Origin of the sequence: Salinicoccus jeotgali (assembly GCF_039538805.1) — a bacterium.
GTDB classification, from domain to species: Bacteria; Bacillota; Bacilli; order Staphylococcales; family Salinicoccaceae; genus Salinicoccus; species Salinicoccus jeotgali.
This window is the reverse complement of sequence record NZ_BAABCK010000062.1, coordinates 22,885-34,377: the sequence shown is the minus strand read 5'-3', so window position 1 is coordinate 34,377 and position 11,493 is coordinate 22,885. Positions and strand designations below refer to the sequence as shown.

The 11,493-nt window shown below is 50.5% G+C and carries 15 protein-coding genes; all 15 read left to right on the top strand.

Going from position 1 to position 11,493, the window contains the following annotated elements:
• Window positions 1-251: 251 nt before the first annotated feature.
• A complete protein-coding gene (radA, locus tag ABD734_RS09165) occupies window positions 252-1,625 on the top strand; it encodes a DNA repair protein RadA (RefSeq protein ID WP_344703583.1) in 1,374 nt (457 codons plus the stop codon).
• Window positions 1,626-1,643: 18 nt separating this feature from the next.
• Window positions 1,644-2,699, top strand: a complete 1,056-nt coding sequence (locus ABD734_RS09160) for a PIN/TRAM domain-containing protein (RefSeq protein WP_344703581.1) — start codon at window positions 1,644-1,646, stop codon at window positions 2,697-2,699.
• The gene (ispD, locus tag ABD734_RS09155; RefSeq protein ID WP_344703579.1) at window positions 2,696-3,376 is read left to right on the top strand and encodes a 2-C-methyl-D-erythritol 4-phosphate cytidylyltransferase; all 681 of its coding nucleotides are present in this window, start codon (window positions 2,696-2,698) and stop codon (window positions 3,374-3,376) included. Before ABD734_RS09160 ends, ispD begins: the two co-directional genes overlap by 4 nt.
• Before the next feature lies 1 nt (window position 3,377).
• Complete coding sequence (gene ispF / locus ABD734_RS09150) at window positions 3,378-3,869, top strand: 2-C-methyl-D-erythritol 2,4-cyclodiphosphate synthase (protein WP_344703577.1); 492 nt, start codon at window positions 3,378-3,380, stop codon at window positions 3,867-3,869.
• Window positions 3,862-5,313, top strand: coding sequence for a glutamate--tRNA ligase (gene gltX, locus ABD734_RS09145; protein ID WP_344703575.1), 1,452 nt, complete (start codon window positions 3,862-3,864; stop codon window positions 5,311-5,313). The genes ispF and gltX overlap by 8 nt, the downstream gene beginning before the upstream one ends.
• Before the next feature lie 255 nt (window positions 5,314-5,568).
• Window positions 5,569-6,213 carry a serine O-acetyltransferase gene (gene cysE / locus ABD734_RS09140; protein ID WP_344703573.1) on the top strand — a complete coding sequence of 215 codons (645 nt, stop codon included), beginning with the start codon at window positions 5,569-5,571 and terminating at the stop codon, window positions 6,211-6,213.
• Complete coding sequence (gene cysS, locus ABD734_RS09135) at window positions 6,197-7,591, top strand: cysteine--tRNA ligase (protein WP_344703571.1); 1,395 nt, start codon at window positions 6,197-6,199, stop codon at window positions 7,589-7,591. The genes cysE and cysS overlap by 17 nt, the downstream gene beginning before the upstream one ends.
• Window positions 7,584-7,985, top strand: coding sequence for a Mini-ribonuclease 3 (locus tag ABD734_RS09130; protein ID WP_344703570.1), 402 nt, complete (start codon window positions 7,584-7,586; stop codon window positions 7,983-7,985). The genes cysS and ABD734_RS09130 overlap by 8 nt, the downstream gene beginning before the upstream one ends.
• On the top strand, window positions 7,978-8,715 hold the full coding sequence (gene rlmB / locus ABD734_RS09125; RefSeq protein ID WP_344703568.1) for a 23S rRNA (guanosine(2251)-2'-O)-methyltransferase RlmB: 738 nt from the start codon (window positions 7,978-7,980) through the stop codon (window positions 8,713-8,715). Before ABD734_RS09130 ends, rlmB begins: the two co-directional genes overlap by 8 nt.
• A 1-nt stretch (window position 8,716) precedes the next feature.
• Entirely contained in the window at window positions 8,717-9,244 is a 528-nt protein-coding gene (locus ABD734_RS09120) for an NYN domain-containing protein (RefSeq protein WP_344703566.1), read from the top strand.
• A 59-nt stretch (window positions 9,245-9,303) separates the two neighbouring features.
• Complete coding sequence (locus ABD734_RS09115; protein ID WP_344703564.1) at window positions 9,304-9,936, top strand: RNA polymerase sigma factor; 633 nt, start codon at window positions 9,304-9,306, stop codon at window positions 9,934-9,936.
• 37 nt (window positions 9,937-9,973) lie between these two features.
• The gene (rpmG, locus tag ABD734_RS09110; protein ID WP_344703562.1) at window positions 9,974-10,111 is read left to right on the top strand and encodes a 50S ribosomal protein L33; all 138 of its coding nucleotides are present in this window, start codon (window positions 9,974-9,976) and stop codon (window positions 10,109-10,111) included.
• 18 nt (window positions 10,112-10,129) lie between these two features.
• Entirely contained in the window at window positions 10,130-10,306 is a 177-nt protein-coding gene (gene secE, locus ABD734_RS09105; RefSeq protein ID WP_344703559.1) for a preprotein translocase subunit SecE, read from the top strand.
• A gap of 16 nt (window positions 10,307-10,322) precedes the next feature.
• A complete protein-coding gene (gene nusG, locus ABD734_RS09100; RefSeq protein WP_344703558.1) occupies window positions 10,323-10,862 on the top strand; it encodes a transcription termination/antitermination protein NusG in 540 nt (179 codons plus the stop codon).
• A 140-nt stretch (window positions 10,863-11,002) separates the two neighbouring features.
• A complete protein-coding gene (gene rplK / locus ABD734_RS09095) occupies window positions 11,003-11,428 on the top strand; it encodes a 50S ribosomal protein L11 (RefSeq protein ID WP_344703556.1) in 426 nt (141 codons plus the stop codon).
• Window positions 11,429-11,493 lie beyond the last annotated feature (65 nt).

Genomic DNA, 11,493 nt, shown 5'->3' with positions numbered 1-11,493 from the left:
CAAGGGATTGAGTCCGCTGGAATTCAGGGCATTGGCGGCATAGAAAAACGCCTGAGAATCTCCATTCTCAGGCGGGAAACATTTATATTATTTCATCTGTCAACTTGGTAGGGTTCAGATCAGATCCACCGCCCGGCCTTTTTCTTCATATTCTATCCAGAATGGTGGTTCTGATGGCTACCACTTTAAAATTACATGTAATAGTTATACACTATATAATAATAAAATCGAACTACAGGAGAGGCTTATATATGGCGAAAGCGAAAAATGTTTTTGAATGCATGGCCTGCGGACATGAATCGCCGAAATGGATGGGCAGATGCCCGAATTGCGGTGCCTGGAACCAGATGGAGGAAAAGATCGTCCATAAGGAAACAAAGGGCAGGGGAACTTTCGGCAAGGTGGAATCCGACACCAGACAACGCAGCCAGAAACTTGAACGGGTCAAGAAAAGCCACACGCCAAGGACGAAGACGCAAAGTCCCGAGTTCGACCGGGTGCTCGGCGGGGGCGTAGTGAACGGCTCATTGATTCTGATCGGCGGGGACCCGGGCATCGGCAAATCGACCATCCTGCTGCAGACGGCCCTCGCCCTATCCGAGAAACACGAAGTGCTGTATGTTTCAGGCGAGGAATCGACAGAACAGATCAAGCTTCGGGCGGACCGTCTGCTGGAATCAAGCGACAACCTCAATGTCTACAGCGAGACGAACCTCTACTACATCCACGACGAAATAAAGCGGCTGGACCCCGATTTCCTCATCATCGATTCGATCCAGACCATCTTCAATCCGGATGTGACGAGCGCCCCGGGCAGTGTGGCGCAAGTCAGGGAATGTACCCAAAGTCTCATGAATATCGCCAAAAGCGGCAACATCGCAACATTCATCGTCGGGCATGTGACGAAAGATGGGCAGATTGCCGGCCCGCGGCTGCTTGAACATATGGTGGATACGGTCCTTTACTTTGAAGGGGATCAGCACCATACCTACAGGATGCTGCGTGCCGTCAAAAACCGCTTCGGATCGACGAATGAAATGGGCATGTTCGAGATGAAGAATGAAGGCCTCAAAGAAGTGCTCAACCCTTCTGAAATATTCCTTGAAGAGCGTTCGAAGAATGTACCAGGTTCAGCGATCGTGGCCACCATGGAAGGTACTCGCGCCCTGTTGGTTGAAGTCCAGGCGCTTGTGACGCCGACCCATTTCCACAACCCAAGACGCATGGCGACCGGCGTCGACCATAACCGCCTATCACTCCTCATGGCGGTGCTCGAGAAAAGCGAAGGGCTGCTTATGCAGCAGCATGACGCCTACATCAAAGTGGCCGGTGGCGTCCGACTCGATGAGCCTGCAGTCGACCTCAGCATCGTCGTCAGCATCGCTTCGAGCTTCAAGGGCGCCTCGATAAGAGGGGACGACTGCTTTATCGGAGAGGTCGGATTGACCGGCGAAGTCAGGCGGGTCACCAAAATAGAACAGCGTCTGCAGGAGGCTGCCAAGCTTGGCTTCAACCGCGCCGTCATCCCAGCTTCCAACATGAGTGGCTTGAATGTGCCGGATGGTATAGAAGTTGTAAGTGTGCGCAATCTGAAGGATGCCCTGAAGATGGCGATATCCAAATAAAACAGGAGGTGAATGGTTATGTTGCGATACCTGCTCTATGTATTGTATGTATTGATCGGGATTTCCTTAGGTGTCTGGCTGATGCCTTTAATATTTCAAATTCTGCCTTGGGACGTTCCGCTCATCTTGGACAATGTGCTCGTCTTCGGGCTTTCGGGTCTGCTTCTTTTTCTCGTCTTCTTCTCATGGACCCTCCCCAAAGTCGAAAGTCTCATAAGACGGAGCGAGGGCCTCATCTTGAACCGGAGTCTTGCAGAGATTGTATCCGCTACATTGGGGACGCTTATCGGACTGCTGATTGCTGTTTTGATATCCCTTTTGATAAATGCCATGGACATTCCCATAGTCCGCGACATCGTCCCGTTTATAGTGGCTGTGATCCTCGGATACCTCGGGTTTCAGATTGGGCTCAAGAAATTCGGCGAGGTGCTTGATTTCCTGCCGGGCAACTTCTCTAAATCTAAAGAAAAAGAATATAGGAACCATAAAAAATTCCTTGATACGAGTGCGATCATAGATGGTAGAATAGTGGATGTAGCAAAAACCGGCTTCATTGAAGGTGTGCTTGTCATCCCGCAATTCGTGCTTGACGAACTCCAATTGATCGCCGACGCCACCGACCCGATCAAGCGTGATAAGGGGCAGCGGGGCCTGGATATGTTGAATGCCCTGCAGAAGCAGAATGCGGCCGAGGTTGAAATCAGGGACGTCGAGTATGACAAGCTTGATGTAGACCACCAGCTGATTGAAATTGCAAAGGCTGAAAAAGGTGCCATCATAACGACCGATTATAACCTTAATAAGGTGTGCCAGCTCCACCAGATAAAAGTACTCAATGTAAATGAGCTCTCCGATGCCATCAAAATGGCCGTCATCCAAGGGGATCGGTTCAGCCTGCTCGTATCAAAGACGGGCAAGGAAGAAAACCAGGGCGTCGGATATCTGGAAGACGGTACAATGGTGGTCGTTGAAGATGGCAAGGCAGACATCAACAAAACCATCACCGTGGAAGTCGTCAGTGTGCTCCAGACCAATTCAGGACGTATCGTGTTTGCAAAGAGAGTGAGGAAATGATGAAATACACAGTAATCATCCCGGCTGCCGGCATGGGAAGCAGGATGAACACGGATTATAACAAGATCTTCATCCCCCTCGGTGAATCGCCGGTCATACGCATGACCGTGGAGAAATTTGAGGCGGACCCAGACTGCAACGCCATTTATCTTGCCGGCCGCAAGAATGAAATCGACACCCTCCATGAGATCTTGGCAGGATGCACAAAAGTCAGGGGCATAATCGAAGGTGGGAAAGAGCGGCAGCACAGCATATATAACGTGCTCAGCGCGATTGAACCGGCAGATTACGTATTCGTCCATGACGGCGCCCGGCCCTTTGTTTCAAAAGAGACGCTTACCCATCTGAAGGAAGCGGTGCCGGTCCATAAGGCAGTGATCTGCGGAGTGAAGCCGAAAGATACGTTGAAGCGCATAGATGGCAGCACCGTCGAGGCGACCATCGACCGTGACCGGGTGGTTGCGGTCCACACCCCTCAGGCGTTCGACTACGAATTGTTGGTGTCCGCCTACCGGAATGCACTGGAAAACGAACTGTCGGTCACCGACGATTCAATGATGGTGGAAGCGTTGGGCGTAAGCGTCCATGTCACCCCGTCGACATATGATAATATTAAGATAACGACCAGGGAAGATCTGAAAGTGGCAGAATCCATCATGAATAAAAGGGAGGGATGACATGTTAAGGATTGGACACGGCTTTGATGTGCATGCATTTGAAGAAGGCCGCCCGCTGATCGTCGGCGGCATTGATATCCCGCACGACCGCGGACTTAAAGGGCATTCTGATGCAGATGTGCTGCTCCATACCGTTGCCGATGCGATACTCGGGGCGCTTGCGCTTGGCGATATCGGCAAGTTTTTCCCGGACACGGATGAGGCCTTCAAGGATATGGACTCGAAAGTGCTGCTTGGAGAAGTAGTGGGGATGATGCACGAAAAAGGATATATCATAGGGAACATCGACGCCGTCATAATGGCTGAGGCGCCGAAGTTCAGACCGCATATCGATGCTATGCGCGAGGTTACCGCGTCTCTTCTTGAGACGTCGGTGGACAACGTCAACATCAAGGCGACGACGACCGAAAAACTCGGATTCACAGGCAGGGGCGAGGGCATCGCTTCTGAGGCTGTAGTATTAATAGAAAAACGGAGGAATGACCATGAGTAAAGTAAGAGTAAGGTATGCACCGAGCCCGACAGGCTATCTGCATATCGGAAACGCACGTTCTGCACTGTTCAACTATCTGTTTGCCCGCCGCTATGACGGCGATTTCATCATCCGCATCGAAGATACCGATACTTCGAGGAACATAGTAGGGGGCGAGGAGTCCCAGCTGCACTACCTCAAGTGGCTCGGGCTCGAATGGGATGAGAGCGTCGACCGCGATGGCGGCTATGGCCCATATCGCCAATCAGAACGGCAGCACATCTACCAGCCGGTCATCGACCAGCTGCTTAAAGAAAATAAAGCATACCGTTGCTATATGACTTCAGAGGAGCTTGAGGCAGAACGGGAAGCGCAGATCGCCCGCAGTGAGATGCCACGCTATGGCGGCCAGCACGCCAACCTCACGCCTGAGGAGGAGCAGGCTTTCATCGATGAAGGCAGGGAACCGAGCATCCGCTTCCGCGTGCCCGCCGACAAGACATATAAATTCGATGACATCGTCAAAGGTGAAGTATCCTTCGATTCAAACGGCATCGGCGACTGGGTCATTGTGAAGAAGAACGGCGTACCGACCTATAACTTCGCAGTGGCGGTCGATGACCATATGATGGAAATCTCGCATGTACTCAGGGGAGATGACCACATCTCCAACACACCGAAGCAGCAGATGATCTATGAAGCAATGGGCTGGGAAGAACCGAAATTCGGCCACATGACCCTCATAGTCAACGAAGAGAAGAAGAAATTGTCCAAAAGGGACGGCTCCATCATCCAGTTCATTGAACAATATAAAGAACTCGGCTATCTGCCGGAAGCCCTCTTCAACTTCATCGCCCTGCTCGGATGGACGCCTGAAGGGGAAGAGGAGATATTCTCCAAAGAAGCATTCATCGAATTGTTTGATGAAACGCGCCTGTCGAAATCACCTGCATTCTTCGACAAGCAGAAGTTGACTTGGATCAACAACCAGTACATGAAAGAAAAAGACACGGAAACTGTCTTTGATATGGCATTGCCGCACCTTGTAAAAGAGGGCTTGCTTGAAGAGAATGCTTCCGAAGAGTCGCTGGCGTGGGCCCGTAAACTTGTTGCCCTGTATCAGGAGCAGATGAGTTTTGCAGGAGAAATCACAACGCTGTCTGAACAGTTCTTCAAAGAAGAGATTGAGTTTGACGAGGCGGCCAACGAAGTGATCTCGCAGGAGCATATACCTGAGCTGATGGCGGCGCTCCATGCCCGTTTCAGTGACCTTGAAACATTCACCCCTGAAGCGATCAAAGCTGCAATAAAAGATGTCCAGAAATCAACGGGCTATAAAGGCAAGAAACTTTTCATGCCGATCCGTGTCGCCGTGACCGGCCAGACGCGTGGGCCGGAACTGCCGGACGCCATTGCGCTCATCGGCAAGGAAAAGACGCTTAACAGAATTCAGAAGCTGACATAAAATAAGCAAACTTGTTGCACCCTGTGAATCAATACCTTATGATTATTACAACAGAGACCCCGAGTATGGTCATTGAGCGGAAATAAGAGATTATCCGGCTGCTGAAAGGATAACCGTCTATCGATCAGAACTGCCCTCTGTAATGTTGATATGAATATTCAAGTGGCAGCTAAAGCTGCAAACAGAGTGGAACCGTGCATGATGCGCCTCTGTCCATATATGGACAGAGGCCATTTTAATATAGGAGGATGACATATGTTCAGCAGAATGAAAGAAGACATCGATATGGTTATGGAGCTGGACCCGGCAGCAAAGAGCAGGTGGGAAGTCTTCTTATCTTATTCAGGTTTACATGCAGTATGGAGCCACCTGTTGGCCCATCGCCTTTATAGAAGGAACGCCACCAGCCTGGCCCGGATCATTTCCCAGATCAGCCGCTTCTTCACCGGCATCGAAATACACCCGGGCGCAGAAATCGGGCGGCGTCTGTTCATCGACCACGGTAGTGGCACAGTGATCGGGGAGACATGCCGCATCGGTAATGATGTAACAATCTACCAGGGGGTCACCCTCGGCGGTACGGGTAAGGAAGAAAAGAAACGGCATCCAGACATCGATGATTTCGTGCTGATCGCGACCGGAGCGAAGGTGCTCGGCAATATTCGCATCGGGGAATGCTCAAAAGTGGGAGCGAACTCCGTAGTGCTGAAGGATATCCCGCCACACTCGACAGTGGTCGGCATCCCGGGCCAGGTGGTCAAACAGAAAGGGGAGAGGGTAAGGAGGGGACAGGTCTTCGAACACAGCAGCCTCCCAGACCCACTCCAGGAGAAGATCCGTGCACTGGAGGACGAAATAAAAGAATTCAGGAGAGATGTTGAAAATGATAAAGATATTTAATTCACTCACAAGGAGAAAAGAGACATTCGAACCGCTCGAAGCAGGGAAGGTCAAGATGTACGTGTGCGGACCAACCGTGTACAACTATATCCATATCGGTAACGCCCGCCCTGCCATCGCCTTCGACACCGTCCGCCGCTATCTGGAGTACAAGGGATATGAAGTCAACTACGTCTCCAATTTCACGGATGTTGATGACAAGCTGATCAAGGCATCCAATGAACTGAAAGAAGAAGTGCCTGTCATTGCGGAGCGTTTCATAGAGGCGTTCTTTGAGGATACGGGCGCGTTGAACGTCAAGAAGGCCACAGCGCATCCTCGTGTCATGGATCATATGGATGACATCATCGAATTCATCAAAGTGCTGATTGACAAAGGGCATGCCTATGAATCGGAGGGCGACGTCTACTTCCATACACGCTCTTTCGAAGATTACGGTAAACTGTCCCATCAGTCGGTTGATGACCTGAAAGTTGGCGCGAGGATCGACGCGGGTGAAAAGAAGGAAGACCCACTTGACTTCGTACTGTGGAAACAAGCGAAGCCGAATGAGATAAAGTGGGATTCACCGTGGGGCGAAGGCCGGCCGGGCTGGCACATTGAGTGCAGCGTCATGGCAAGGCGCCACCTGGGTGATACGATCGACATACATGCAGGCGGCCAAGACCTTACGTTCCCACACCACGAAAATGAAATTGCCCAAAGTGAATGCATGACCGATGAGACGTTTGCAAACTACTGGATGCATAACGGCTACATCAATATCGACAACGAAAAGATGTCGAAATCCCTCGGCAACTTCATACTGGTCCACGACATCCTGAAAGAAATCGATCCGGACGTACTACGCTTCTTCATGATCAGTGTGCACTACCGCAACCCGATAAACTATAACAGGGAACTGGTGCAGGCTGCGGAGAATGGACTCAGACGCATCCAGTCTAGCTATGCGAAGGCTAAGGAACGTCTGGACAGTGCAGTGGGTAATGAAGGAGACGAAGCAGTCCATCGCCTTATAGAACAGAACCTCGAAGTATTCGAAGCGCACATGGATGACGATTTCAATACCGCCAACGCAATCAGTGCTTGGCACGATCTGACATCGGAATTGAATAAATACATGCGCCGCCAGACGACATGCAAAGAGACGCTCATGCGTTTCATCGAGGCGTTCGACAGCTACAGCGAAGTGCTTGGTGTTGGCCTGGAAGAAGAACAAGTATTGCTTGATGAAGACATCGAAGCGCTAATAGCAGAGCGCAATGAGGCGCGGCAGAGCCGTGACTTCAAGCGCGCCGACGCAATCAGGGACGACTTGAAGGCGCAGGGCATCATCCTGGAGGACACCAAGGAAGGTGTGAGGTTCAGGCGTGGATGATCGCAAGCTTGAAACGATGCAGCCCTTATCGCTTGCCTTCGTGGGTGACGCCGTCTATTCCGTCTATGTGAGGAGCCACCTTTTGGCTGCCAATCCGTACTTGAAGCCGGATGCGCTCCATCAGGCGGCCAACCGGATGGTAAATGCCTCCGCGCAGGCGCGTGCACTGGATTATCTCCGAAAGAATGAACTGACGGAAGCGGAGTGGGACATTGCCAGAAAGGCGCGTAATAAATCAAGTGCCACAAGGGCCAAGAACGCAACCATAAAGGATTACCGCAATGCTTCCGGGCTCGAGGCATTGATCGGGCATCTCCATCTTTCCGGCAACACTAGCCGGATCGATGCGCTTATGGCCATCATATTGGAAATCGGGAGGGATAAAGATGACTAATGGAGTGATTGCAGGACGCCACGCAGTAAGGGAAGCCCTGCAGGGAGAAACGGAGATCAATAAGGTGTTCATCCAGGATTCCGTCAATAAAGGACAGATCAAGGATATATTGGATGCCGCCAGAAAAAAGAAAATCGTCGTGCAGACAGTACCGAAGACGAAGCTCGACGGTATGACTGATGAACGGCATCAAGGTGTTGTGGCGATGGGCAGCCCGCACGAATATATGGCGCTTGAGACGCTGCTGGAAAAAGTGGCGGGCAAACGTTCAAACGTGATTATCCTGGATGGCCTGGAAGATCCACATAATCTCGGATCTATACTCAGGACATGTGATGCGACCGGTTTTGACGGGGTGATCATACCAAATCGCCGCTCCGTCCAACTTACAGATACCGTCGCAAGAACATCCACCGGGGCAATTGAACATGTGCCGGTCGTAAGGGTGACGAACATCAACCAGACAATTGATACCTTGAAGGATCAGGGATTCTGGGTCGTCGGAAGTGAAGGCAGAGGCAACATGGATTACCGGGAAATGTCAGCAGATATGAATATCGCCTTGGTGGTCGGGAGCGAGGGCAAGGGGATCAGCAGAAAGACTCTGGAAAAATGCGATTTCATCGTCCAGATTCCTATGATCGGCCATATTACCAGTCTTAATGCATCGGTCTCAGCTGCTCTGCTGATGTATGAAGTGTTCCGCAAACAAGACGCTGGGCGTGAATGACATGAGACGTAAAAAAAGACGCATTCTGATCGTCGATGGCTACAACCTCCTCGGGGCCGACCCGGAACTGCATAAAGAGTCGCTGCAGTCGCTCCAGCTGCCAAGGGAGAAGATATTGGCCGCTCTCGCGGAGTACCAGTCGGTGGTCAATCAGGAAATCATCTGTGTGTTCGATGCCTATGAAGTGCGTTCGAAGGAGAGTGTGCGTGATTTTCACGGCGTCACCGTGGTCTACACAAAAGAGAAGGAGACGGCGGATGAATACATCGAACGGTTTGTGCATGATCATTACCACCCCCACTTATCGGAGATCAGTGTCGTGACAAGTGACTTGACTGAACAGAATGCGATATTTGCCCTCGGCGCCTACCGGATATCATCCCGTGAGATGTGGCTGAACTTGGCGGAAGCTGAAAAGAATATCAGTGAAAAAATAGATGCGATTAACGAAAAAATGCCCAGACAGAAACTGGATATCCGGCAGGATGTCCAAGCGAAACTCGAGAAATGGCGGCGTGGCCGTTTTTAGCATATTGAATATATTGATGATTCCTCTTATTCTTGAATAAAGTTCTGGGGGGATCGGTCATGTACCATATCACTGCATACCAATTTTATATCCGTGAGCGTGGAACAGATGATGACATGGATGAGCTCGCCTGCCGTGTGGATGGGGGTGACGTTGCCGCTTTTGATATAATGGATGAAAGGATCAGACCATATGTCAGGCGGCTGACCTACCGCTATTCCGAACATTTCCAGGACCGCGAGGATATGGAACAGGAGATGATGGAAGTCGCGCTCAAACTATGCAGCCGCTATGACCATACCCGCGGCAAATATATGCATTACCTCTACCGGACGCTTCGCTTCGAAATGATGAGCAGGTCCAGCGCGAACGGACTCAGGCGCTGCCGGGAACGGACATCCATCGAAAAGATGTATGACGAATCAAAGCGCAGCGAGCGGGAAGCGGATCCGATCAATATGATGGTAAAGGAAGAGCAGCTCCAATACCTGCTGCATAAAAAGGGAATCTGTTCACCTCTGGAGCAGAAAGTTCTGCAACACCTCGACCTGGGGCACAGCATCGAAGATGTGTGTCTGGCCTTTGAACTGGACAGGAAAGCGGTGCTCAATACGCTGCACCGCATCAGGCGTAAAAAAGAGCTTCTAAGCCATGAGGGGTGGGAAGGAGGGCCATTTGACAACACGGCATGAAATCGGTATAGTGAATTAGAATTGAAATGAGGGAGCTATGATGAAAGTGGCGCTAACATGCACTGGATGCGGGTCGCGCAATTATAGGACGACTACCGAGCACAAGGAAAGACTATCCATCAGGAAGTACTGCAAAACGTGCAACCGGCATCAGACTCATAAGAGTTCCATCTGATACAGGAGGAAACAACCGATGGCAAATGATAAGAATTTCCTGCAGAACGTTGTCAGCGAGATGAAGAAGGTAAGCTGGCCGACCGGTCAGGAAACGGTCCGCTATACAGCGGTCGTCATGTTCACAGTGATATTCTTTCTGGCGTTTTTCTATGCGCTGGACCTGGGTATCTCCGCACTCATAGACTTAATGTAACCAAAGGAGAGATACTATGTCTGGAGAAAAGAACTGGTATGCGGTGCATACTTATTCCGGATATGAAAATAAAGTGAAGAAGAACCTTGAAGCCCGGCTTGAATCGATGAACATGCAGGATCAGATTTTCCGCGTCATCATCCCTGAAGAGGAAGAGACGACCTTAAAGGACGGCAAGCGCAAAACGGCAATGAAGAAGACGTTCCCGGGATATGTGCTCGTCGAACTCATCATGACGGATGAGTCCTGGTACATCGTCCGCAATACCCCAGGGGTTACAGGCTTCGTCGGCTCCCAAGGTGCAGGCAGTAAGCCGAATCCGCTTCTGCCGGAAGAAGTGAAGTTCATCCTGAAACAGATGGGCATGGCTGAACGCACCGTCGATTTCGAAGTCGAAGTCGGCGAATCCATCAACATCGTCGATGGACCGTTCAAAAATCAGATGGGCGAAATCCGCTCCATCGATGAAGAGCACTATAAATTGACTGTGCTGGTCGAGATGTTCGGGCGTGAAACCCCGGTCGAAGTGGAGTTTGACCAGATCGAGAAATTGTAATAACTCACTTGCTTTTTTAATGGAATAGTGGTATATTATCATGGTCGAAATTTTTTCGGCCATCTTTTTTTATAGATGCGAGTGGGAGGGTGAAAACTGACATCCTGTGACCACATCACGATAACGAGGAGGTGCACATCGTGGCTAAAAAAGTAATCAACATTGTAAAATTGCAGATTCCTGCAGGTAAAGCGAATCCAGCACCACCGGTAGGTCCGGCATTGGGTCAAGCTGGTGTGAACATCATGGGATTCTGTAAAGAATTCAACGCACGTACACAAGAACAGGCGGGTCTCATCATTCCGGTTGAAATTTCCGTATTCGAAGACCGCTCATTTACATTCATCACAAAAACACCACCAGCAGCAGTTCTTCTCAAGAAAGCTGCAAACGTTGAAAAAGGTTCTGGAGAACCAAACACAAACAAGGTGGCCAGCGTAACTGAAGCGCAAGTGCGTGAAATCGCTGAAACTAAAATGGAAGATCTTAATGCAGCAGACGTCGAAGCGGCTATGCGTATGGTCGAAGGTACAGCCAGAAGCATGGGCTTCTCTATAGAAAAATAATTTGACTGAACATGAAAACAAAGTATTAATACAAACGTGGGAGGATTACCCGCTATAACCACAAG